Raw genomic sequence first — 23,414 nt, forward strand, 5'->3', positions numbered from 1 at the left:
GATTCGAGTTACAGCTGAAGCCGTTGTGCCGCTGCAGGTTCGGCGGCCAACGAGGTAAACCGTTCACGCACACTGCGGTGGCCGTCACCGTCGGCCAACAGCGCCATCAGGGCGATGCGCGCCTGGCTCGGGCGCATCCATCCGGCGGGGATGGCGCCGGCGGCCACTAACTCGCGGCCGCCGCCTTGGCCTCCGTACAGCGGAGAGATGGATCCGCGGTGGACTCGCGACGACACCACCACGATCAGACCGGCGCCGGTGAGTTCGGATACCGCCGACACAAGTGGTGGTGGCGCATTGCCGCTGCCCGTGGCCTCCAGAATCAGCCCCCGGGCACCTGCGGCCGCGTGTGCGCGCAGGGCGATGTCGTCGGCGCCTGGATATGCAGCGACGATGTCAACGCGCACCGACGAAAGGTCAGCACACCCCGTCACGGCGGGGAGGGGCGCGACCGGGGAAGCTTGTTGGGCGAACACAGGGTGCCCGTCGCGCACGGATCCGACCGGCCCGAAATCGGGCGAGTCGAACGCCGCACGTGCGGTGGTGTCGACCTTTCGGGTGCCGGCTGCGGCGAAGACGAGTCCGTCGAAGACCACTAGGACGCCGCGGTTTCGTGCCGAGGTCGACGCCGCGACGATGACTGCATCACGCAGGTTCGACGGCCCGTCGGGCTCGGGGGCATCGGCCGGCCTGATAGCGCCGGTCACGACCACCGGTCGGGAATCGCCGTGCAACAGCTGCAGCAGATAGGCGGTCTCTTCGATGCTGTCGGTGCCGTGGGTGATGACCACTCCCGCGACGTGGGGCGCGCTGAGGTGCTCTGCCACGGCCTGTCGCAACCGGTCCCAATGTTTTGCCGTCAGCGCGAAGCTGCTCTCCATGAAAACCGGAACGGTGCGCACCTCGAAGTCCGCGAAAGCGGGCAGCCTCGCGATGTGTGCGTCGCCGGAGCGCAACACACGGCCCGCCCTGGGGTCGGTGACACTGGCGATGGTGCCTCCAGTGGCAAGCACCACGACGACGGGACGGATATCGGCAACCGCGACTCGCGGAGTGCACGGTCCCGACGGTTCGGTCAAGGCACCGTGTGGTGAAAGCCTCGAGGCAGAACTGGCGGTGGTGCTGGGCGATACGGCCATGTGACGCTCCTCCTGTCTAGGAGGAGCCTCGCATGGGTTATACAAAAAGGCAATACCGAGATCAATATCCGGCGGGTGTGATGATCCACAGCGCGCGGACCTCGGCGGCGCCGGCGTTGTGCCAGGCGTGCGGTACGCGGCAGCTGAAAGTCAGCGCATCCCCCGGCTGAAGGACATATCGGACATCCTGTACCTGGACCTCGAGAGTTCCAGTGAGCAGCACGATGCACTCCTCGTCGCCAGGGTGACTGTAGGGCTCGTCGCCACTACCGGCGCCGGGACTGATCACCGTTTCGAGAACCTCAAGACGACCCGAACGCGTGGGCGACAGCAACTCGTCGGCAACCCCGTGGCTGCGGATGATCCGCCGTTCGCCGGCTCGCACGAGCGGTCCTGTGTCATCCGCGCCGTGGAACAGATCAGCCACCGGCTGACCCAAGGCCTGCATCACCTTGGACAGAGTGCTCACCGTCGGACTGAGCTGACCGTTCTCTAGCCGACTCAGATACGCCGGTGTCACATCGGCGAGCGAGGCAAGCTGGCGAGCGCTGAGACCCTTGGCGAGGCGAGCGGCACGCAGCCGCTGTCCGACGGCGGGATTGACCGAATCGGGTACCGCACTCATAATTGCCCTTTCGCGCAATGTGAAATACTATCGTATAACGACGGTAACTATAGTTTACCGCTGCTTTTACCTGCCATCGCTCAACCAGGAGTGCCACCTATGAATCGTGTGAGACCACAGCTGGCGATCGTTGCACCCGTGCCGGTGCGTGTGGAACGGCGTCGGAGATGACGGTTGAAGTGGTGCACCCGCGCCACGCGCGCACCATCGAGGGCGGCCGCGGCGGCAGTGTGGTCTTACGAGCCGGACAACGCCTACACGTCGTCAACACCCTCGGATATCAGGTGGTCGACACCTGGGCGCTTCGTCTCGACGGCGCCGCCGCGTTATCGATGTCGCATAGCCGATTAGCGATGGGCCGGCTGAGCCCGCTCGTCGGTGACACCCTGGTCGATGACCGCCGAATGGCGATGTTGACCCTGGTGGCGGACGACAGCGGCGGGCTACACGACACGCTGATCGCGGCGTGCGACCCGGAACGGTATCGCGCCTTGGGATTTCGAGGATGGCACGCCAGCTGCGCGGAGAACTTCCGGCACGCGGCCGAAGGGGTCGCGCTCAGCGGTACGGCCGCTGGGGTAGTGCGACCAGCGCTGCACACCGTGCCGGATCCGCTGAATCTGTTCATGGCGGTCGAGGCGTCGCCGTCAGGCGAGCTATCGCTCAAGTCGTCGGTGGCCGCCCTGGGCAGCCGGGTGATCCTGCAGGCGCACCAAGACGTGGTCATCATCGTCAGCGCGTGCCCGCAGGATCTCGTTCCGATCAGTGGAAACGAAAGTCCCCCAAGACTGGTCGATCTGTACGTCGACGACGCCTCATCCAGAAACGGAGAACGGTAATGGCGCAGGACCCCGCAGCTCTTCCCACGGTGCTCAACGAGTTCGAGATGGACAACAGCTTCCTCGGCAAGCTCATCGAGGTCTGCCTGGTCACCGAAGACGCGCAACGCACCATGGAAGGCCTTGTGCGGCTGGGCATTGGACCATTTCGGGTGTACACGTTCACATCGGAAACAGTCACCGAGCAGACCTATCGCGGGGAGCCGAGCTCGTTCAGCCTGACGGTCTGCTTCGCGACCAACGACGACTTGACCTTCGAGATCATGCAGCCGCTCTCGGGCCGCACCATCATGCGCGAATTCCTGGACCACCACGGCGAAGGCATCCACCACATCGCGTTCGACTGCAACGGCATTCCGTGGGACCAGCGTCTGAAACTCTTCGCCGACCGCGGCTTCCCCGCCACGCAAAGCGGTCGTTGGCTCGACCAGAACTCGTTCTCATTCTTCGACACCGAAGCGGCCACCGCCACGTGCTTCGAGACCTATCACTTCCCTGACGGCTTCGCCTATCCCACGCCCGATCGCTGGTATCCCGGGCCGCCACCCGGCGAACAGTGACCTTGTGGCGGGATTACGGGCCGTTTCCCGACATCGCTCGTCTAGTGAACCGACGTACTGCTGAGCCGAACAACCGCGGGGTGAGGCCTCGACAGCCTGGCCAACATGAAGGCGGAGCGCAATCCAGAGCTGGGCCGCACGATGGGATAGCTCGAAAGTCGGTGCAAACCCCACAGAGTGGCAACCTGTCGGGTCGGAGATCAACGCGGGGGGCCCAGAATAACCTGGCCGAATTCCCTTGCCCCTTCTGCCATCTTCGCGGGCGAGATCTCGAAGTCGTCCGGTCGTGGCGTCGCCAAATCGCGCCCGGAGTGCCGGAACATACCCTCGATTCCTGCCGGAGTGTTGATCATCAGCAAGTCTGCCGTCTTCGACGTGATGCGGTATGCGTGCGGAATGTTCTTGGGTAAGAACACAATCCCACCCTCGGATAGCTCCATCTCCTGGTCGTCAACCCACACCAGTGCGGTTCCCTTAATCAACATGAAAACCTCGTCTTCGCGGGTGTGCTTGTGGTAGGGCGGGGCTTCACCTTCGTTGACATCAAAGCGTCCGACCATCAATTGCCCGCCAGTTGCCTTGCCGTCCAGCAAGATTGCCAACGTGCCACCGTCGAGCCATTCCAGTTTTTGTTGCTGTTCGGGTTGAGCCAGGTACGCCATGCTCATATCGGGTCGCCTCTCATGACTGGCCAGCTATGTGTCTGGCGTTTGTGTAATTGCTACGCTCCCCGATCAGGTGAAAGGTTCCAGTGCTCATTCAGCCATTGTTCGAATGTCTGTAATTGAGGGGCGAGTTCAGCGGTGAGCGGCCGATCTGCTTGATAGGACGGCGGTGTGGCGAACCACTTGAACATGGCTCGCAGGTCGTCGTCGCCCGCAGCTGTGAGCGGCAGCGCTTCGAAACGGGCGGGCACTCCTGCTCGGCGTCCGAAGGCGTCGGCAATCTGCGAGCCGGTCAACTCGTCGCCAGCAATCTCGACCGCGCCCGTGGGTACGCGAGACGGGTCGATGAGTACCGCGGCGGCGACGGCGCCAATGTCATCGACGGCCACCATTTGCAGCGGAATGCCGTCGGGCATCGGGAGGCGCACGATCAATACGCCGTCCTCAAGCGCCGACGACTGGCTAAGCAGGTTGTCGTAGAAGAACGTCGGTCGCACGAACGTGGCTGGTAATCCAAGACTTTCGATGTGCTCCTCGACGCGGCGCTTGCTCTCGAAGTGCGGAATCCCGGTGTGCCGCTCCGCGCCGCCCACCGAGCTGTACACGAGATGCTCGACACCGGCGGACTTGGCCGCATCCGCGATCAGGATGCCATCGCTGATCTCACCCGCCGTGCCCCGACCCGAGGCCATCGTGGCCATCGCGAAAACACGTGCAACACCGTCGAAGGCCGACTGGAGACTTGCCGGTTCGTCGAAATCGGCGACGGCCAGCTGCGCTCCGGCAGCTGCGAGTGCCTGCGCGGCGGGCTTCTGCGGGTCGCGGACCAGCGCCCGCACCGTCACCCCAGCGCTCAGCAGAGCCCGCGCGGTCGCGCCGCCTTGCTGACCGGTTGCTCCGACGACGGCGTACACGTCAGATAGCGCCACGTTCTTCTCCGCTCAGCGAGGTATGGCAGCTGCGTCGTTGCGGTTGCGGCGACGCTCAGGAGCGGACGAAATATTCCGCATAACGGTAGCGTAGGTCGCTCACCCGTGTTTCGGCAACGCGAAACCGCTGCCGTCGCGACGACCCGTTGAGCCGACAACAGCGCCTGGTGTTGAACCAACCAACTGCTGTGCTGGTCGGTCCGGGTGCTGTGTGACACTCGATAGATGACCGCCGAGCTGCAGCCGCGTCGCCGCGCGGTGCGGCGCGACGCGCTCGTAAACCGGGAGAAGATCCTGCGTGCCGCAGCTGAATCGATGGCCCAGCACGGCCTCAACGTTCCGCTTGCCGACATCGCCAAGGCTGCCGGCGTCGGTGTCGGTACGTTCTATCGCGGGTTCCCGGACCGCGCGGCGCTGCTGCACGCCCTCGAGCACCGCTCGTACGACATGCTCATCGACATCCTCGATCGGATCGATGAGTCCGGGCAGACCGGCGCCGACGCGATCGAGACCTACCTCCTCGAAAGCCTGAAGCTCGGCCACCAACTCGTCCTCCCGTTGCGCGGAGCGCCACCGCTGACGTCGGCGTCCGCCGTCGCCGCCCGTCGACGAATCAATGCGTCCCTCGAACGATTCCTCGCCGACGGCCGCATCGCCGGCACCGTGCACACCGACGTCAACGCCACTGACGTCATCGTCTGCGCGGCCATGACCGGACAGCCGTTACCCCACGGCCCCGCGTGGCCCACCATCGGCCGCCGCCACCTCAGCCTGTTCGTCCGCGGCCTGCGATCACCCGACGAACAGCCGCTCCCGGGACCACCCGTCACCCGCGACGACCTCGAGACGCAGTTCGCCGCGGACGCAGACTGAGTGCCGATCGAACCCACCGTTGGGCGAATGCGTTCAGGGCCGGGCATTGGCCAAGGTCGGCGATGGTCGGTTCGCGGGCGCCCTACGCAAAATCGCTTGCAACACAGGTGGATTGCTACCACGGAAGCCGTGCCTGTCATAGTCGAAGGGCGTTGGATAGCAGCGTCGCGATTGCGAACGTCCTAGGGATCGGTCCGACCCGCGACGCCCCTCTGGGAACCGAAAGCGGCTGTAGCTTCTCAGTTCCGTGTCATATGCCGATGCTGCGCGCGGTCAATCGCCGCCAGCCGAGGGTTTCGATGACTCTGCCATTCCTGCCAATCGACAAGCGTCGCACCGAACTCCGCCCCATCGCTAGGCAACAGGGCGCCGTCCACGTCCAGGAACAGCAGCGCCCGGCCGTCCACCCCACCTCGCCGGGATCACCGAGCCGACCTTTGGAAGGGGCCAGTACTCGCTGACCCTTACGGCAACGGACAGGCCTTCGCATCGGTAGGAACTCGCACGGCGTAAAAACCCATCATTGCCAGCAGACCGCACGAGTGGCATAACTAAAATTCCTCGGCATGATCGACGAGTCGAGGGCCCGCGAGTTGGCCAGCGGCGCGTTCGGCGCCCGGGAAGTGGTCCTTGGCGGCGCCCGTGAACTGAACGACGGGTGGTTCTTTCCCTGCGTGACCAAGGGAGCCCAACTCTTCAGCGGCATCATTGTGAACAAGAAGACGGGCCGACTCCTTCCGGTGAGCGCGCAATCCCCGATGAGCAACGACCTCACCCTCTACGACCGCGGTTACCAGTTCGACAACTACGACCTCGTGGTCCTGACCGTCGAAGACCTGGACCAAACCGTGCACGTGCTCACTGCCCTGCACATAGTCACCATTGACACGTACTACAAGAACGACCGTGTCTACCGGGTCGGGCGACCACTCACCGAAACCGAAGTCCGCGATCGCCTTTCGCAGCTGCCATCCGTTTTCAGCGGTAGGTTTGACTTCCAAATCGAGAAACTCGAGCAGGCCCGCGAGGCCGGCTGGTTCTCGTTCAAAGTGTTCGAGTACCGCGGCAAGCAATAGGCTCGCGCCCAACCCGCGTTCTTGCACCCGCGTAGCTCCGTGACCCGCTGCATCGAGGCATGCAAATCCAGTCTCTCACATGCGACGTCGTGTGATTTTTTCGATGGGCCCTGCAGCGGTGCTCGGCGCTCCAGCGCGGAAGTTAACAGCCTACGGTGTCGAGCACATGCTGGTATCGCGGGCGCGACGGAGAATCCGGCGGATATGCGGTCACCAGCAGTTGCTTCGCCCTCTCGGGCTCGCCCAGTACCAGGAACGCGGCCGCGACGACGACGGGCTCGGCGCCCCACTGGCCGTCATTGCCCCCGAACTTGTCTATGAGCGCCGCCTTCGGCTCAGCGAAGGCCCGCACCGTCCGTCGTGCGTCCAGATGCGGCAGTACGCCGGTGCGCAGGTAACCCTCGATCGTCGGCGCGTGCGCGTCCAGTTCGGCCGGAGTCCGGAACGTCATGATCGGCGGATTCCTGACCAACGTGCCCAGCAACTCGCGCTGGACCAGCTCGTGCTTGCGGCGCACGAAGGGCTCGCCCCGCAAATCAGCCGCCTTCGCCCCGACTTCTGGCAACAGCAGCGAGGTGAACAGCGTGAGCTGCACAGCGTCTTTGGCGTATCGGGGCCGCATTATCAGGTCGAAATCGATCCGTTGCTTGCCCTCGTCGATCTTCCTCGTGTAGCCGATACTCTTGGTCGGCCGCGTGAAACCCTCGGCCCGCAGCGTCTCATCCAGCCGAGCCGCCATCATCCCGCGGAGCCAGCCAGTCGCCGTCGCCCGGGCAATGAGCTCGGTCTCGTTCACCGTGAGACGCTTCACAGGTACACACCTACCACCGGTACGCCCATTCTGCTGCCGACCGTGACCGCTTGGACCCAGTCTCGGTGTCGTGTCCAGGCATGTGCCGAGCCCGTGTTGTCGGCCAACACGTTCCTCGGCCAACTACATTACTGCTTGCAGAACCACCGAATGGTCAACGCCGCCATGGCTTTCGCGTGCGCAGCCGAGGAAGTCTCCGCGTCACATGCAGGACTCGACCCGAGTGGGCTCGGTCCGCAACGTAGTTCAGTCCCCAGACTTGACACGCCGACTACGCCCGCCGAGATACCGGACGCTCACTGGGGGCTGAAGTCCGAGCCGCGCGCCCACGATGTTGTCATCGGCGTTTTCGTTGCCGCTTTGCGTCGAAGCTGCGGCGTGCTCTTTCGACGTCACTGAGATTGTCCGACCAGTTGGCCAGGGCGGCGAAAACGGGCGACAGGCTGCGTCCTAAGTCGGTGATGTCATAAACCACGCGGGGCGGAACTTCTGGATGGTAGGTCCTGGTGATCAGCCCGTCACGCTCCAAAGCGCGCAGCCGCTCGGTGAGGACCTTGGGAGTGATTGTGGCGATGTGGCTTTCGAGCTCCGTGAAGCGGTGAGGCCCGTCGTGATGCAGGGTCCACAGGATCGCGGTGGTCCACCGGCTGAAAATCAGCTCGACCACGGGGGTGATCGGGCAGGCCAGTTCCGGGGGAACCGATCCAGACGGTATGTGCATTGTGCGTTTGTCCACAAGTTGCCTCTGAGTCCAATACTTTCTTCTAGGTACCTACTATGACCGTCATAGTAGCGTCGGCCGCACTGGATTTCGGTTCGTCTTCCAAAGGAGCGGTCATGATCGTGATCACGGGAGCTACCGGCAATGTCGGTCGTCCACTTGTTCGTATGTTGAGCGACCGCGGTGAACAGGTCACGGCCACCGCGCGTGCAATCTCCGTGGCCGACGTGCCGCCGGGTGTGACCGTTCGGCGCGTCGATCTGACCGTTCCGTCGACGGTGAGCCCCGCGATCGCGGGTGCCGAGGCGGTGTTCTTGTTGACGCCGACCGACATGCATGCCGAAGACGGACAAGCGTTTCGCGCCCTCATTGATGCGGTGCGCGGAGCCGGCGTAGCGCGGGTGGTCTTGCTGTCGTCACAGGGCGTTGCGACGGGCCGTCATCCCGCTGTATTGGAGGACATTGTCAGGCAGTCCGGTCTCGGGTGGACGATTCTTCGCCCTGGCGGATTCGCATCCAATGCGCTGTGGTGGGCTGAAGGTGTTCGGCGACAACGGGTTATCGCCGCACCGTTCGCCGATGTCGGATTGCCGGTCATCGATCCTGCCGACATCGCCGCGGTCGCCGCGGTCTGCCTTCGCCGGGCGGGTCATGAGTCACAGACGTATGTGTTGACGGGGCCTGAACCGATCACGCCCCGCCAGCAGGCCGCGGCGATCTCGAATGCCTTGGGTGGTGCGCCCATCGAGTTCGTCGAACAGACACGAGCGCAGGCGATGGCTGAGTTACAGCGTGTGATGCCGCCGGTGGTGGCCGAGCGGACGCTTGACGCGTTGGGCGCGCCCACGCCCGAGGAGCAGCAGGTGCCGCAAGACCTGCCGAGGGTTCTCGGCCGCAACGCCGCCCCATTCGCCCAGTGGGTCTCGCGCCATGTGGACGCGTTTCGGTAGGCCGGTCGCCGGCGTCGGTTGCGCTGCCGAGACAGCGCACGTGCAGCAAAGCCCTTAGGCCCGACAGGCATCCGGGCGGTACGTACGACGATTCCCGCCCGCGGCTACGCCTTGGCCATGTTCGTGAAACGCGACAGATGCAGCTGATGCGCGACGGTGATCGTCTTCGTCGGGCCGCTGCGGTGCTTTGCAATGATCAAGTCGGCTTCGCCGCCGCGCGGATCGTCTCGCTCAAAGGCGTCGGGCCGGTGCAGCAGAATGACCATGTCCGCGTCCTGCTCGATCGCGCCCGACTCGCGTAGATCGGAGAGCATCGGCTTCTTGTCGGTGCGCTGTTCTGGACCACGGTTCAACTGGCTCATCGCGACTACCGGGACCTCGAGCTCCTTCGCCAAAAGTTTGAGCTGCCTTGAGAATTCGGACACCTCTTGCTGACGCGACTCGACCTTCTTGCCCGATGTCATCAGCTGGAGATAGTCGATGACGATCAGTTTCAGGTCGGCTTTCTGCTTGAGCCGACGCGCCTTGGCGCGGATCTCCATCATCATCAGATTCGGAGAATCGTCGATATACAAAGGCGCTTCGCTGATTTCGCTCATGCGCCGCGCGAGCCGTGTCCAGTCGTCGTCGCTCATCCGGCCCGACCGCATGTCCGCGAGCTTGATCTTCGCCTCCGCCGAGAGCAGGCGCATCACGATCTCGGACTTGCTCATTTCCAGGCTGAAGATAACGCTCGACATCCGGTGCTTGATCGAGCATGACCGCAAGAAATCCAGTCCCAGTGTCGAATTGTGCGTCGGGATCATCGCGCGACTGGCCAGATACATGTGGTCGTCGTTGTCGACCTGGACGCAACGGACCGGCACGCTCTCCACTGGCCGAACGTCGACGATGAATCGCGACCCCGAACGGGCAGTACCTCGAGCCGCCCGACGCTCCTTGTGCAGCAGCGCCTTCCGGGGCAGGCCGAATACCTCGTCATCTGTAGAGAAATTGAGCGTGTACGCGATTGAGGACTCTGGACGACGGCCCTTGACCCGCTTGGCGGCCATCTGACACCGATAGCCAAGACTGACGATCAACTCCGCGACATCGTGCGCAAGGCGGCAGTTGGTGACACTGAACTGCACTGCGCCACCGGCAGTCACCGTGCCATCGGTGTCGAGAAGCCCTGCCAACAGCGCGCGGCGCTGGTGTTCCGATGCTCGCAGATACTCCATCGGGATGTGCTTGTTTCCAAGGACTCCTACGGTTCTCAGCCGGGCCTGCAGGGTGCCAACTGCGTTGCGACATTGTTGGCAGAGCGCCAGTCCACAGGACGGTCCGCCGCAATGTGAGCAGCGCGGCGCAGCTACAGGAGCCGATACAAAGCGTGCGCGGCCACCGCACGAACGACCGCACGTCCGCACTTGACTGGTCTGCGGTACGAAAAGCTCACCGCAGACTACACATTCGCGCGGGGAAACGGCCGGTGCATCGGGTAGCCGCAACTGGTAGCGGTACTTGGCTGTTGCCGACGGATGCGCGTCGATGCCTTCTGCTTCGATCCGCATGATGAGCTCTGGATCCGCGGTGGTGATCTGCGCCGCCGCGCTCGTGCCGTCGCCTAGCCAGGCGCCGAGAGTGTAGGGCGGGACGAGCAAGTCTTCCTCGGGCGTCTGCAAGGGCGCGGCGTTGACAACGGAGTGGTTCAACCGACGATCAGCAGTCGGGCATCGCAATGTGTTGGCGATTTCCCGAGTGGTCCGAACTTCTGCGAAGGTGCGCTGGTTCTTGTACCGGTTGTAGCCGACTGCGGCGGCTTGCGCCGACTTCCGCGAAGCCCGTGTTTCGGTCAGCCACTGATGCTCTGCATCGGCGACGATGACTGTGCCATCGGAGAATTCGACTTCATAGCAGGGACGGCCGGTCATCACCTCTGTCGCCGCCACCACCCGGGTCGGCTTGCCGTCGGCGCCGATCAACCAATCTCCGACGGCAACCTCGCCCATGGTGGTCCAACCCTTGGGTGTCGGTAGCGGCGTGTCCAACTTCAGCGCCTTGCCCATACCAGGCCTGGCCGCGATGACGATCATCTGGCCGGGATGCAGGCCGTTGGTCACGTCGTCGAGTTCGACGAAGCCCGTCGGCACGCCGCGCGCGAGGCCGCCCTGCGACGCGATCGCGTCGATCTCGTCCATGGTCGGCTGAAGCAGTTGTTCCAGCGGCACAAAGTCTTCCGAAGCGCGCCCCTCGGCGACGTCGTAGATTTCTGCCTGCGCGCGGTCGACGATCTCTGCGACGTCCGCGCCCTCAGCGCCGGCGTAGCCGTACTGCACCACGCGGGTGCCTGCCTCCACCAAGCGGCGCAGCAGCGCCTTCTCGGCGACGATGCCCGCGTAGTAGCCCGCGTTCGCCGCGGTCGGCACCGTCGAGATCAGCGTGTGTAGATACGGCGCCCCGCCGATCCGGCGCAGCAGGCCCCGGCGATCCAACTCGGCGGCCACCGTCACCGCATCGGCCGGTTCTCCGCGGCCGTATAAATCGAGAATCGCGTCGTAGACGTTTTGGTGGGCGGGCCGATAGAAGTCGCCTGGACGCAGTCTCTCCAGCACGTCGGCGATGGCGTCCTTGCTCAGCAGCATGCCGCCCAGAACAGACATTTCGGCGGCGTTGTCCTGCGGCGGCTGACGACCGAAGTCCTCACTGGGTGGCGGTGTGTCCATTCCGGAATGGCCGAGGTCATCTACGACAGCCACCGAGCGTCCCACCTCCCCTTATGAGTCGAACATATGTTCGTCTAACGCTCTTGTGAGCTTAAGTCAGCCGACCGACATGTACCACCTCGCGAACCGCAATTCTGCCTTGCGACGGCCAACGCTAGACGTTGCTGGGAGGCCTACCAAACGGGCCTGTTCATGAAGTTGTGTATGGGTTGTGGATAGGTGTGGGCAGCTATGTTGAGGCATTGGGGAGAACCTGTGGACTAAGCACTTTGTTCGGTGCATCCCCGCAGATAAGCGCACCACAATCACCGTGCATATCTGTGGATGACAATCCCCTCGGCGTGTCGGCCTGGGTTGCGATCTCGGGCGTGTTGTGTTTCGCGCGAGGGCCGCGGAGGTTAACAGCTCGTTAGCTTCGCTGCCGGGGGAATGCGCGGCGAAGTTCGCCAGGGCGCACAGCAACGGCCGGGTGAAGATCGATCATGGTCTTCACCCGGCCGAATTGACGCTGAGGTAATTACCCCGCGACGACGTTCAGCGACACCGTCGCGTTCACATCGGGATGCAGCCGCACCGTAATGGGGTGCGTGCCCACCGACTTGATGTGCGCCTTGGGCAACTGGACCGTGCGCTTGTCCAGGTTCGGCCCGCCGGCCTTCTTGATCGCCGCAACGACGTCTGCCGCGGTCACTGAACCGAACAGCTTGCCGGTATCGCCCGCCGACTTCACGGACAGCTCGACAGTGTCGAGGCCCTCGATCGCGGTCTTCAGTTCCTTGGCGTGCTCGAGACCCTGCACCGCTTTGATCTCGCGGGCGCGACGGATCTCTTCTGCCTGGCGCTCAGCGCCGCGCGATGCGACGATCGCCAGCCCGCGCGGCAGCAGGAAGTTGCGGCCGTAGCCGTCCTTGACCTCCACGATGTCGCCGGACACACCCAGGTGGTCCACCTCTGCAGTAAGAATCAGCTTCATCTCTATGTCCTGCCTTATCGCGTCGACGAGCTGAAGGGCAGCAGCGCCACCTCGCGGGCGTTCTTCACGGCGATCGCGATGTCGCGCTGGTGCTGCACGCAGTTACCGGTCACGCGGCGGGCACGGATCTTGCCGCGCTCACTGATGTAGGTACGCAGCAGTGCGGTGTCCTTGTAGTCGATGTTCTGCCCCTTGCCCTTCTTGGAGCAGAAGACGCACTTACGGGTCTTGATGGGCTTTTCGGGCGCGGGGCGCCGCTTGGTACTGGCCTTGGCCATGTGTCTATCTCTTTCTGGGTATTACTGATTGAAAGTTGTTGGCTAGAAAGGCGGTTCGTCGTCGCTGCCGGAGAACGAGCCCGACGCCGGGGCGCTGCCCCACGGGTCGTCCTGTTTGGCTTCGCCGCCGCCTGCAGCTGGGCGGGAACCGCCGCCGCCGCCGAATCCACCGCCACCGCCGCCGCTGCGGCTCGCCTTGTTGACCTTGGCAGTCGCATACCGCAGTGACGGGCCGATCTCGTCGACCTCGACCTCGACAACGGTGCGCTTCTCACCCTCACGGGTCTCGAACGAGCGCTGCTTGAGCCGGCCCTGCACGATCACCCGCGAGCCGCGGGTCAGGCTTTCGGCCACGTTCTCAGCGGCCTCACGCCAGATGTTGCAGCGAAGGAACAGCGCCTCTCCGTCCTTCCACTCCCCGCTCTGGCGGTCATAGATGCGCGGCGTCGACGCGACGGTGAAGTTCGCGACGGCCGCACCCGACGGGGTGAAGCGCAGTTCCGGGTCGGCGGTCAGGTTTCCGACGACGGTGATGGTGGTGTCACCAGCCACGAGATTCCTCCTGGGATTTGGCGGTGTGCGCGAAGCTTGGTCGCAGGCGAGCCTACGGAAGCACTACGACGCGCACACGCCGTTCCGGCTAGTGCTTGTCGGTCCGCAGCACCTTGGTCCGCAGCACCGACTCGTTCAGGTTGAGCTGACGGTCGAGCTCGGACACGGTCGCGGGCTCTGCCTTCACATCGACGACGGCGTAGATGCCCTCGGCATGCTTGGCGATCTCGTATGCCAGACGGCGCTTGCCCCAGATGTCGACCTTGTCGACACTGCCGCCGTCCTTGCGGATGACGTTGAGGAACGTCTCCAGCGACGGAGCTACGGTGCGCTCGTCGAGAGTGGGGTCGAGAATGACCATGATTTCGTATGGACGCATAAGGAACCCATCACCTCCTACGGTCTAGTCGGCCACGGTCGTTCCGTGGCAGGAGGGTCGCCTGCGTCGGCAACCGGCCCAGGCTACAGGAATGCCCGCTGATCTGCGAAATCGCGCAGCTCGACCTGCTTACACTTCGGCCGTGTTCTCCGAGACGCGCTACGCCCGCAATGGCGACTTGCGCGTCGCGTACCGCGCCTCGGCTCCGGGGGAGCGGGACATTGTGTTAGTCCCCCACTGGTTCACATGCTGCGAACTCATGCCCGAACTACCGTCGCTTCAAGGGTGGGTCGAGGCGATGACCTCGCTCGGTCGGCTGATTTTCTTCGACCAGCCTGGCACCGGGGCATCCGATCCCGTTGAGACGGGTGCGCTACCGACCCTGGAGCAATGGTCCGACAGCATCACCGCCGTGTTGGACGACCTCGGGAGCCGGGAAGCGGTTCTCGTCACGATCGATGGTGCATTTGCGACTGGTGCACTGTTCGCGGGCACACATCCATCCCGCACCACGGCACTGGTCGTGCTCGAGGGCTACGCGCACCCAATCATCGTTCAACGCACTGCCGTCCTCCAACCCGAGGATGTCGGCGCTGCCATGGATGCGATGTGGGGGACGGGAGAATTCCAACACCTGCTGAATCCGGACATGCCGTGGAACGAGGAGATCCGGGCCACGTGGGCGAGATTAGAGCGCCTGGCAGCAAGCCCACGAACAGTTGCGCTCGTGCTGCCACTCGTGCGTGAAGTAGACGTGCGCTCGCTGCTTCCGACAATCCGCGTGCCCACCCTCGTCCTCCATCACGCCGACGACCCCTACATTCTGGCCACTGCCGGTAAGCTGGTCGCCGACCACATACCGGGCGCGAAATACGTTGAGCTGTCTGGACGCAACATGCTCCACTTCGTCGAACCGTGGCGCGAGTCGTTTCAAGAGATCGCGGAGTTCCTCACCGGCCACCAGGCTGACCTTGCCTATGATCGAGTGCTCGCGACGGTGCTGTTCACCGACATCGTCGACTCGACACGCACCGCTGCCGGTATGGGCGACCGCGACTGGCATGCCTTGCTCGACGCGCACGACGTCGTCGTGCGATCACAACTTGCTCGCTTCCGGGGCCGCGAGATCGGTTCGGCCGGTGACGGTTTCCTCGCAACGTTCGACGGACCGCAGCGAGCCATCCGCTGCGCCATGGCAATTCGCGACGCGGTGCAAGCCCTTGGCATACAGGTGCGCGCCGGGTTGCATACCGGCGAGTGTGAAGTCCGCGGTGACGACATCGGCGGGATCGCCGTACACATCGGCGCGCGGGTGTCGGCATTGGCGGGGCCCAACGAGGTTCTGGTTTCCAGCACGCTGCGCGACCTCGTCATCGGATCGGGTCTGAAATTCGACGACCGTGGGTCCCATGAGCTCAAGGGCGTGCCCGGCGAATGGCATCTGTTCGCGGTGGTGGTCGCCTAGCCATGTTCTCGGAGACACGCTATGCCCGCAACGGCGACTTGCGCGTCGCGTACCGCGCCTCGGCTCCGGGCGAGCGGGACATCGTTTTCGTGTCGAACTGGTTTATAAACTGCGAGGTCGCCCTAGAGATACCGTCCGTTCAAGCCTGGGCTGAGGCGATGACATCGCTGGGCCGAGTGGTGTTCTTCGATCAACCTGGGACGGGCGCATCCGATCCAGTTACGCCCGATGCGATGCCGAACATGGAGCAGTGGACCGACAGCATCACCGCGGTGCTCGACGATCTCGGCAGTCGCGATGCGATCCTCGTTGCAGCTGACGGCGCGTTTCTCACGGCCGCCTTGTTTGCAGCGACACATCCGTCTCGAACCGCCGCGCTGATCGCGCTCGAGTGCTACGCGGACGCGGCGGACCGCACCACGTACGTTGGCGACGAGGCCCTCAAGGCGATGCTCGCGATGTGGGGCAGTGGCGAATATCAGCACTTGCTCAATCCCGACATGCCATGGAACGAAGAGATCCGCTCAGTCTGGGCCCGCCAAGAACGGCTGGCCGCAAGTCCCGGGACGGTGGCCCTCATGTTTCCCCTGCTGATTGAGCTGAACGTGCGGGCAGTGCTCCCATCTATCCGTGTGCCGACTCTCGTCCTCCAGCACACTGATGACCCGGTCATCACTCCCGCGATGAGCAAGTACATCGCCGATCACGTGCCGGGTGCGAAGTACGTTGAGCTGCCGGGGCGCAACCTGTATCACTTCGTGGAACCGTGGCGTGAGTCCTTTCGAGAGATCGCCGCGTTCCTCACTGGCGAGCAGGCAGACGTGGCCGACGACCGGGTGCTGGCCACGGTGCTGTTCACCGACATCGTGGACTCGACGCGGCGGGCCGCGGTGATGGGTGACCGGGATTGGCGCGCTCTGCTCGATGCACATGACGCGATTGTTCGTTCCCAGCTCGCACGCTTTCGCGGACGCGAAATAGGCACTGCCGGTGATGGTTTCCTCGCGACCTTCGACGGCCCACAGCGAGCCATCCGCTGCGCCATGGCAATTCGCGATGCAGTGCGCGCGCTCGGCATTGAAGTGCGCGCCGGTCTGCACACCGGTGAATGCGAAGTCCGAGGCGACGACATCGGCGGCATCGCCGTACACATCGGCGCGCGGGTGTCGGCATTGGCGGGGCCCAACGAGGTACTTGTGTCCAGCACGCTGCGCGACCTCGTGATCGGGTCAGGGCTCGAGTTCGACGACCGCGGTGTCCATGAGCTCAAGGGCGTGCCCGGCGAATGGCACCTGTTCGCCGTCGCGTCGGGGTAGCACGCTGCAGCGCTGATAGCGGCCAAAACCTTGCACATGCAGACTCCTGGCGGCAAGGACGTTTTGGAATTGACGGATGTGGCAATCCCGGTCTCAGCCCACATACGTTTCGGCAGATCGGATCCAACCATGATCGTGCTCGGCATAATCCTCTTGGTGATCGGCTACTTCACCGGTCTGTCCATCCTGTACACGATCGGCGGCATCCTCGTCGTGATCGGCATCGTGTTATGGATCCTCGGCGCCGTTGGCCGCCCCGTCGGCGGCCGAAAAGTCTGGTTCTAGGACAGCGGGTCTAGCGACTTGTGTGCGTTTGGGAGCGCTCAGCGCAACAAAACGCACACAAATCGCCGTTTACTTAGCTTCCGCGAGTTCTGGTTCCGGTTCGGGAGCCGGCGTCATACGGGTCCGGCCGGCCTGCGGGCGCAACCAGTCCGGCAGCCACCGCGGCGGGTCATCAGGCGCCAACTCGAAGACCCCGCCCGACGGGTCGTCGACATCTCCTCGGCTACGCACCACGTCCAGCTCGGGTCGATAGATCTCTCGAATCACCAACGCGCACAGCACAATAACCGCGATATCGCGCAGCAGCACCGTGACCGTGAACGGTTGTTCGGGTAGGCCGCGGTTCTGCTCGCCATAGAGGAACATCATTCGCGGCACCCACACCAATGCGTCGATCGTCATCCAGGCCAGCAGGATCCGGCGATGCGGCAGCGCCAGCACCGCCAGCGGCACCAGCCACAGCGAGAACTGCGGACTCCACACCTTGTTGGTCAACAGGAACGCCGCCACCACCAGGAAGGCCACCTGCACCAGCCGCGGTCGCTGCTTTGCCGTCAGCACCACGTAAGCAATTGCGATGCAACACGATATGAACAGCACCGCGCTCACCGCGTTCAAAACCGTCGGCGGCTGCCAGAACCCGAGATGCGGATCGAAACCGCTCCAGCCCGTGAACGACTTCACGACGTTGTACAGCGAGTCCATGTCATCACCGCGACGGGTGTTGAGCCGGAAGAACTCCGACCACCCGCGCGGGAAGAGCACCATGATCGGCAGATTCACCACGAGCCATGTCAGCACCGTGGCGGTCGCCCCCTTGCCCACCTCGCGCAGACGCCCGGTCCGCAGCCCGAGGAGCACCATCGGCACGAACAGCAACAGCGGATACAGTTTCGCGGCCACGCCGAGGCCGATCAGCGCGCCGGCCAGCCAGGGTTTTCGCCGCGCCCACGCCAGCAGCGCCCCCGTCGCGAAAGCCGTTGCCAGAGCATCGAAATTCGTGAACACCTGGAAGATCAGGATCGGTGACGCCGCGACCAACGCCGCATCCCAGACCCGGCGAGGCCCAGCCAGCCGTGAACTCGCCCACACCGTGACCAACCACGCCAGCGCCAACCCGAAGGCGGCGATGTTGAAGAACATCACCACTTCGGCGATGACCGGCATGGAAACAAGCTTCGTCAGCGCGGTGTACGTCTTGGCCAGCGCCATCGACACGTACTGGTAGATGCCCGTCAGCACGGGATACTCCATGTAGCGCACGGCGATGTTGCCGTCGTACTGCTTGCGCGGCTTCCCGTCGCTGTCGGTCTCGATCCAGCTGGACTTGTACGGAAACTTGCCCAGGTTCAACAGCTCTGCCGTGTAGAGCGGAACCGTGTCGGAATAACAGAGTTCGTAGTAGGCCCGCTGGTTCTGCCAGTTGCCCACCCGCTGATCGGCCGTGCCGGTGCCAGTGGTCTGGAGGCACGCCGCCTTGGTCGAGTAGCCGAGCGCGAGAAACACCAGCGCGATGATCAGCATCGCCCGCAGCGGCGTCAGAAAGCGCTGGCGACCGATCAACGCGTGTCTGCCGACCGGACCGCCGATCGCCCCAGACAGCGCCGCACCGATCGTGTCGGTGCGGCTGGGGAGGTCACGGTCGTCGAGACTTCGCCTGTCGTCGGCGAGCCGCGCCGGCGAAACCGTCTCGGGCTCCGGCTCTGTCACGGAGGCGGCGGGGGTCCAGCCGCCGGGACGCCTGGCTGTCCTGGCGGCACCGGCGGGCCGACGGGCATGGTGGTCGGGGGGCCGATCGGGATCGTAATGCCCGGGGCCACTTCGATTGTCGGCTGTATGACGGTCTCCGACGGGATCGGCGGCGCGGTGGTCGACGGCGGCGGCGGTGGGGCCTGCGGCACACCGGCATAGCCTCCGATCTCATCCGGCTTCGGGAACGACTCGTTGTCGGTGCCCTTCAGCGCACCGTCCATCGTCGACTTCCAGATGTCGGACGGCAGGCCCGACCCGTAAACCGCTCCACCAGAAGCGTTTACGAGTGGTTTCGTGCCTTCGGTGGTGCCGACCCACACCGCGGTCGACAACGAAGGGGTGTAACCGACCATCCATGCGTCACGGTTGGCGTCGGTGTCGCCGAGCTGGTTGGTGCCGGTCTTGGCGGCCGACGGACGACCGCCTGCGAGGTTGTGACCGCGGGACCAGCCGGCGATCGGCTGCATCGCGGCCGTGACGTTGTCGGCCACCTTCTTGTCGATGCGCTGCTCACCGTTGTCGCTGTCCTGACTGGCGTCGAACAACACGTCGCCCCGAGAATTGACCACCTTCTGCACGAAGTGCGGCTTGTGGTACACACCGGAGGCGGCGAGCGTGGCGTACGCCGACGCCATGTCGAACACGCGAGTCTGGTACTGGCCCAGCACAACTCCGTTGTTGGGTGGTCCGCCCTTGCCGTCCTCGGACAGCGTGTGCTCGACGCCGGGGAAGCTCTCCGCGACGCCCGCCTTGTGCGCGGCGTCGGCGACGTCCTGCGGGCCGTTCTTCAGCTTCAGCATCAGCCGGTAGTAGCTGGTGTTCAGCGACCGCTTCAGCGCCTCGGCGATGTTGCAGACGCCGCACCCTTCACCCTCGACGTTGGTGATCTTGATGCCGTTGACCTCGACCGGTGAGCTGTCGACCTGATAGCCGAGGCCCATGCCCTGCTCCAGTGCTGCCACCAAGGCGAACACCTTGAACGACGAACCCGTCGGCAGGCCGGCCTGCGCGAAGTCGAAGCCCTGCGCATCGGTGCCGCCGTAATACGCTTTCACACCACCGGTTTTCGGGTCGATCGACACGATCGCCGTGCGCATGTCGGGGTCCTGGTCCTCCAGGTACTTGGATGCCGCCGACTCGGCGGCCGCCTGCGCCTTCGGGTCGATCGTCGTGGTGATCTGCAGGCCCTGCGTGTTCAGGGTCCGCTCGTCGATGTTGAACAGGTCGAGCAGTTCCTGGGTGACCTGCCGCTCGATCAGCCCGTTCGGGCCACTGGTCTGGTTCTGCGAACGCGCTTGCTCCGGCGGCACGGTCGGCGGGAACTGTTGTGCGGCACGGTCTTGCTTGGACAGCGCGCCGATGTCGACCATGCCGTCGAGCACCCAGTTCCACCGCTCCGCGGCGCCCTCCGGGTTGACGGCGGGATCCAGGCCCGACGGTCGCTGGATGAGCGCGGCCAGCAGAGCGCCCTCGGCGACATCGAGCTGCTCGACCGGCTTGTCGAAGTACGCCTTGGCCGCCGCCGAAATGCCGTAGGCGCCGCGGCCGAAATAGATGATGTTCAGATAGGACTGCAGCACTTGGTCTTTCGACCACTCGCTGGACATCTTCGTCGAGATGACCAGTTCTTTGGCCTTGCGGACCAAGCCGCCGACACCCGAGCGAGCGTCACCAACCAACGCGTTCTTCACGTACTGCTGGGTGATTGTCGAGCCGCCCTGCAGGTCGCCGCCGAAGATGTTGTTCTTGAACGCTCTGGCAAACCCACTGAACGAAAAGCCGGGATTGGAGTAGAAGTCGCGATCCTCGGCGGCCATCACGGCGTTGCGCACGTGAACTGGGATCTGGTCGATGTTGACGTCGACGCGATTGCCTTCGGGCGGAACAATTTTCGCGAGCTCGCTGCCGTCGCTGGCCAGAATCGTCGACACCTGGTTGGTCCGGATATCGCCGGGCTTGGGCACGTCGACGATGAGATAGGCCATCGCAAAGGTAACGATGGGCAGCACGATGACGACGGCCGCCGTGAGGTAGAGCCCGCGGCGCACCCACTTCCAGTTGATCTGCTGGCGGAAGCTGGGCTTCGGCGCAGGTGGTGGCCCTCCTCGCGGGCCACCGCCACCGGGCGGACGCCGTGGCGGGGGCGGCGGAGGCTGCCTCGGCGGTGCAGGCGGCGTGCCGTCCAGCGCTCGCTTGACCACATCGATCGGGTCACGCAGATGCGCGGGCGTGCCACTGCGCACCTGCGGCAAAACTGAGGTCAACCGGTCGTCGGGCGGAACACCAGCGGCGCGATGCCGGGGCGGCCCGTCCTGGCGGTTCGGCGGGGGCGGGGGCGCGCCAGCACCATCAGCCCCGCGCCCTCTGCGGACATCACTGGCTGACCGGTCGTGGCGCCCTTCGCTATTCACTGGCCGTGCGCGCGCGACCGCGCGCCGACTGGGTGCCCCTCGGTCCACGCCCCTTCTTTGGCGGCGGGATCGCGCCGAGCACATACGACTTGACCAAGTGATTCCAACTGCAGGTGCGGCATACCTCCACCACGTGTACGGAGAATTCGTCGTAGCGGGTCGCCAGCAGTACCAACTCCTCTGCGGTGCGGGCCGAACCCGAGACAGCGCCCAGGTGGTCACCGAAGACCCACGACACCAAGGTGAGCTGTTCCTTGCGGCAGATCGGGCACATCACCGAACTGGGCTTCCCATGGAACTTCGCGGCCCGCAGCAGGTAGGGGTTGGCGTCACAGACCTCCGAGACGCCGGTGCGGCCGGAGTACACCTCGGCCAGCAAGGACCGACGCCGAAGGGCGTAGTCCACTACCTGTCGCTGCAGTCGCACGGAGACCAGAGTACGTCGGCCTCGCTGCCGCCGAGGCGTGACTGCGCCGCCGTTGCCCAGTGATGACGATCTGGTCTGCGGTGATAGCAACCGAACTCTTACGATCATCGTCGTGGCGACACGGCATACACCGGGAACGCGGGCGAAGGACAGCGACCGCAACGACACCTGCCAGATCCTCGACAGCGCGCTGTCGGACGGGCAGCTGTCGATGGAGGAGCACCGAACAAGGGTTGCGCTGGCGACCGGTGCCGAGACTCTCGGCGATCTGCAGTCGCTGGTGTCGGACTTGCAGACCAACAACGCGCCGGTACAACTGCAAGATCTGAAGAAGCGGCCGAGATTGTCGAGCGCTGGTCGTAGCCGGGGCATCGGCATCGCGATGTCCGCAGTGCTCGTGCTCCTGGGCATCGCGATCGGCTGGGGTCTGTACGGCAACACGTCCTCCCCGCTGAGCTTTCAAACCGATCCAGGTGCGAAGTCCGACGGCGTGGTCGCGAATGTGTCCGCGCCGCCGCGCCTGCTGCACTCGGTTGGCGGTTTGAACGGGTTGCTGGAGCAGTCCCGCAAGAAGTTCGGCGACACCATGGGCTACGGCATGACCATTTACCCCGATTACGCGGTAATGGAACGGGCCGACCCCAACGACGACCGACGCGTGCTTCGCTACGACTACCGAGGCGGGTGGCAGGGCAATCCGTCCGCAAGCGGCAAGAGCGACGACGAGAGGCTGGTCGACCTCGGCCAATTCGACGTCACTGCGATCGTCGGCCGGCTGCGTGGCGCCCCGCAGATTCTCGGTGTCGAACAGAAGGACGTGAAGAACATCTACGTCTCGATCGGCCCGAGCAAGGACCCGGCCACGCCGGGCGCCATCTCGATCTCGATTTATGTGTCGACCACCTACGACAAGGGCGGTCGTCTCGAGGTCGATTCGCAGGGCAACGTCACCAGCCAATACCCTCCGGACTGACCGTCGAGCGAGTCTTTTCGACGCCACCGCTATAGCGGCGCATATATCGGCGCGATACACTGGCCCGAGGTGTCGAACCGTCGTAGCGGCCAAGTTCAAGTCTTCCGGGGAGGTGATTCGTTTGCTAGAGCTCGCCATCCTGGGTCTCCTGCTCGAATCACCGATGCACGGCTACGAGCTGCGTAAACGGCTGACCGGCCTGCTCGGCGCCTTTCGTGCGTTCTCCTACGGTTCGCTCTACCCGGCGCTGCGCCGCATGCAGGCCGACGGGCTGATCGTCGAGGACGCCGCACCAGAGGGGATCCCGAAGGTGCGTCGCGCGCGGCGCGTCTACCAGCTCACCGATGCGGGTAAGCAGCGCTTCGCTGAACTGGTGGCCGACACCGGTCCGCAGAATTTCTCCGACGACGGTTTCGGCGTGCACCTCGCGTTTTTCAATCGCACGCCGGCCGAGGCCCGAATGCGAATCCTGGAGGGCCGCCGCCGTCAGGTGGAAGAACGTCGTGAGGGTCTGCGCGAAGCAGTGGCGCGGGCCAGCAGTTCGCTTGACCGCTACACCCGACAGCTGCATCAGTTGGGTTTGGAGTCCAGCGAGCGGGAAGTCAAGTGGCTGAACGAGCTGATAGCCGCCGAGCGGACGGCGCAGGGACGCTCGGACAACCCAGTCCAGCCGTAAGCAATACCGAGTTTGTACGACAGGAATTACGAAG

Annotated in this window: 24 protein-coding genes; 10 read left to right on the forward strand and 14 right to left on the reverse strand. The window is 64.4% G+C overall.

What is annotated here, in order from left to right:
• Positions 1 to 8 precede the first annotated feature (8 nt).
• Positions 9 to 1,139, reverse strand: coding sequence for an asparaginase (locus GGC64_RS23620; RefSeq protein ID WP_192724918.1), 1,131 nt, complete (start codon positions 1,137 to 1,139; stop codon positions 9 to 11).
• Between the two features lie 61 nt (positions 1,140 to 1,200).
• Positions 1,201 to 1,764, reverse strand: a complete 564-nt coding sequence (locus tag GGC64_RS23625) for a helix-turn-helix domain-containing protein (protein WP_192724919.1) — start codon at positions 1,762 to 1,764, stop codon at positions 1,201 to 1,203.
• Between the two features lie 167 nt (positions 1,765 to 1,931).
• Here GGC64_RS23625 and GGC64_RS23630 point away from each other — a divergent pair, with 167 nt between their 5' ends.
• Both GGC64_RS23630 and GGC64_RS23635 read left to right on the forward strand, forming a co-directional pair.
• Entirely contained in the window at positions 1,932 to 2,603 is a 672-nt protein-coding gene (locus GGC64_RS23630; RefSeq protein WP_192724920.1) for an urea carboxylase-associated family protein, read from the forward strand.
• Positions 2,603 to 3,163 (forward strand): VOC family protein, encoded by a 561-nt coding sequence (locus GGC64_RS23635; RefSeq protein ID WP_192724921.1) that lies wholly within the window; start codon positions 2,603 to 2,605, stop codon positions 3,161 to 3,163. The genes GGC64_RS23630 and GGC64_RS23635 overlap by 1 nt, the downstream gene beginning before the upstream one ends.
• Before the next feature lie 200 nt (positions 3,164 to 3,363).
• Here the strand turns inward: GGC64_RS23635 and GGC64_RS23640 are convergent, their stop codons facing one another.
• Together GGC64_RS23640 and GGC64_RS23645 are read right to left on the reverse strand one after the other, a co-directional pair.
• Positions 3,364 to 3,831 carry a cupin domain-containing protein gene (locus GGC64_RS23640; RefSeq protein ID WP_192724922.1) on the reverse strand — a complete coding sequence of 156 codons (468 nt, stop codon included), beginning with the start codon at positions 3,829 to 3,831 and terminating at the stop codon, positions 3,364 to 3,366.
• Between the two features lie 53 nt (positions 3,832 to 3,884).
• Positions 3,885 to 4,757, reverse strand: coding sequence for an NmrA/HSCARG family protein (locus GGC64_RS23645; RefSeq protein WP_192724923.1), 873 nt, complete (start codon positions 4,755 to 4,757; stop codon positions 3,885 to 3,887).
• A 225-nt stretch (positions 4,758 to 4,982) separates the two neighbouring features.
• Here GGC64_RS23645 and GGC64_RS23650 point away from each other — a divergent pair, with 225 nt between their 5' ends.
• The gene (locus tag GGC64_RS23650; RefSeq protein WP_192724924.1) at positions 4,983 to 5,630 is read left to right on the forward strand and encodes a TetR/AcrR family transcriptional regulator; all 648 of its coding nucleotides are present in this window, start codon (positions 4,983 to 4,985) and stop codon (positions 5,628 to 5,630) included.
• Positions 5,631 to 6,196: 566 nt separating this feature from the next.
• Positions 6,197 to 6,706, forward strand: a complete 510-nt coding sequence (locus GGC64_RS23655) for a hypothetical protein (RefSeq protein WP_192724925.1) — start codon at positions 6,197 to 6,199, stop codon at positions 6,704 to 6,706.
• Positions 6,707 to 6,848: 142 nt separating this feature from the next.
• On the opposite strand, the gene GGC64_RS23660 is transcribed toward GGC64_RS23655, so the two are convergent.
• On the reverse strand, positions 6,849 to 7,502 hold the full coding sequence (locus GGC64_RS23660) for a hypothetical protein (RefSeq protein WP_192724926.1): 654 nt from the start codon (positions 7,500 to 7,502) through the stop codon (positions 6,849 to 6,851).
• Between the two features lie 352 nt (positions 7,503 to 7,854).
• The gene (locus GGC64_RS23665) at positions 7,855 to 8,184 is read right to left on the reverse strand and encodes a winged helix-turn-helix transcriptional regulator (RefSeq protein ID WP_370582273.1); all 330 of its coding nucleotides are present in this window, start codon (positions 8,182 to 8,184) and stop codon (positions 7,855 to 7,857) included.
• Positions 8,185 to 8,294: 110 nt separating this feature from the next.
• On the opposite strand from GGC64_RS23665, the gene GGC64_RS23670 reads away from it, so the two are divergent.
• Positions 8,295 to 9,188, forward strand: coding sequence for an SDR family oxidoreductase (locus GGC64_RS23670; protein WP_225952154.1), 894 nt, complete (start codon positions 8,295 to 8,297; stop codon positions 9,186 to 9,188).
• A gap of 104 nt (positions 9,189 to 9,292) precedes the next feature.
• On the opposite strand, the gene dnaB is transcribed toward GGC64_RS23670, so the two are convergent.
• The 5 genes from dnaB to rpsF all read right to left on the reverse strand — a co-directional run bounded on the left by dnaB (position 9,293) and on the right by rpsF (position 14,075).
• The gene (gene dnaB / locus GGC64_RS23675; RefSeq protein WP_192724928.1) at positions 9,293 to 11,926 is read right to left on the reverse strand and encodes a replicative DNA helicase; all 2,634 of its coding nucleotides are present in this window, start codon (positions 11,924 to 11,926) and stop codon (positions 9,293 to 9,295) included.
• Positions 11,927 to 12,410: 484 nt separating this feature from the next.
• On the reverse strand, positions 12,411 to 12,866 hold the full coding sequence (gene rplI / locus GGC64_RS23680; protein ID WP_192724929.1) for a 50S ribosomal protein L9: 456 nt from the start codon (positions 12,864 to 12,866) through the stop codon (positions 12,411 to 12,413).
• Between the two features lie 14 nt (positions 12,867 to 12,880).
• Positions 12,881 to 13,144 carry a 30S ribosomal protein S18 gene (rpsR, locus tag GGC64_RS23685; RefSeq protein ID WP_015310183.1) on the reverse strand — a complete coding sequence of 88 codons (264 nt, stop codon included), beginning with the start codon at positions 13,142 to 13,144 and terminating at the stop codon, positions 12,881 to 12,883.
• A 42-nt stretch (positions 13,145 to 13,186) separates the two neighbouring features.
• Positions 13,187 to 13,696 carry a single-stranded DNA-binding protein gene (locus GGC64_RS23690; protein WP_192724930.1) on the reverse strand — a complete coding sequence of 170 codons (510 nt, stop codon included), beginning with the start codon at positions 13,694 to 13,696 and terminating at the stop codon, positions 13,187 to 13,189.
• A gap of 88 nt (positions 13,697 to 13,784) precedes the next feature.
• Positions 13,785 to 14,075 carry a 30S ribosomal protein S6 gene (gene rpsF, locus GGC64_RS23695; protein ID WP_015310185.1) on the reverse strand — a complete coding sequence of 97 codons (291 nt, stop codon included), beginning with the start codon at positions 14,073 to 14,075 and terminating at the stop codon, positions 13,785 to 13,787.
• Positions 14,076 to 14,217: 142 nt separating this feature from the next.
• Here rpsF and GGC64_RS23700 point away from each other — a divergent pair, with 142 nt between their 5' ends.
• From GGC64_RS23700 to GGC64_RS23710, 3 genes are all read left to right on the forward strand, one after another.
• Positions 14,218 to 15,540, forward strand: coding sequence for an adenylate/guanylate cyclase domain-containing protein (locus tag GGC64_RS23700; protein ID WP_192724931.1), 1,323 nt, complete (start codon positions 14,218 to 14,220; stop codon positions 15,538 to 15,540).
• Positions 15,541 to 15,542: 2 nt separating this feature from the next.
• Complete coding sequence (locus tag GGC64_RS23705) at positions 15,543 to 16,856, forward strand: adenylate/guanylate cyclase domain-containing protein (protein WP_192724932.1); 1,314 nt, start codon at positions 15,543 to 15,545, stop codon at positions 16,854 to 16,856.
• A 129-nt stretch (positions 16,857 to 16,985) separates the two neighbouring features.
• Positions 16,986 to 17,141: a hypothetical protein gene (locus GGC64_RS23710; protein ID WP_015310187.1), complete on the forward strand. Its 156-nt coding sequence runs from the start codon at positions 16,986 to 16,988 to the stop codon at positions 17,139 to 17,141.
• Between the two features lie 69 nt (positions 17,142 to 17,210).
• On the opposite strand, the gene GGC64_RS23715 is transcribed toward GGC64_RS23710, so the two are convergent.
• From GGC64_RS23715 to GGC64_RS23725, 3 genes are read right to left on the reverse strand one after another with little or no spacing between them, the layout of a single operon-like run.
• Positions 17,211 to 18,851: a glycosyltransferase family 87 protein gene (locus tag GGC64_RS23715; RefSeq protein ID WP_192724933.1), complete on the reverse strand. Its 1,641-nt coding sequence runs from the start codon at positions 18,849 to 18,851 to the stop codon at positions 17,211 to 17,213.
• The gene (locus GGC64_RS23720; RefSeq protein ID WP_192724934.1) at positions 18,848 to 21,304 is read right to left on the reverse strand and encodes a transglycosylase domain-containing protein; all 2,457 of its coding nucleotides are present in this window, start codon (positions 21,302 to 21,304) and stop codon (positions 18,848 to 18,850) included. Before GGC64_RS23720 ends, GGC64_RS23715 begins: the two co-directional genes overlap by 4 nt.
• Complete coding sequence (locus tag GGC64_RS23725) at positions 21,297 to 21,731, reverse strand: DUF5318 domain-containing protein (protein ID WP_192724935.1); 435 nt, start codon at positions 21,729 to 21,731, stop codon at positions 21,297 to 21,299. The genes GGC64_RS23720 and GGC64_RS23725 overlap by 8 nt, the downstream gene beginning before the upstream one ends.
• Before the next feature lie 112 nt (positions 21,732 to 21,843).
• On the opposite strand from GGC64_RS23725, the gene GGC64_RS23730 reads away from it, so the two are divergent.
• Positions 21,844 to 22,704: a DUF1707 domain-containing protein gene (locus tag GGC64_RS23730; RefSeq protein WP_192724936.1), complete on the forward strand. Its 861-nt coding sequence runs from the start codon at positions 21,844 to 21,846 to the stop codon at positions 22,702 to 22,704.
• 121 nt (positions 22,705 to 22,825) lie between these two features.
• On the forward strand, positions 22,826 to 23,380 hold the full coding sequence (locus GGC64_RS23735; RefSeq protein WP_192724937.1) for a PadR family transcriptional regulator: 555 nt from the start codon (positions 22,826 to 22,828) through the stop codon (positions 23,378 to 23,380).
• The last annotated feature ends 34 nt before the right edge of the window (positions 23,381 to 23,414 follow it).

Source organism: Mycobacterium sp. OAS707, from assembly GCF_014873705.1.
Lineage (GTDB): Bacteria > Actinomycetota > Actinomycetes > Mycobacteriales > Mycobacteriaceae > Mycobacterium.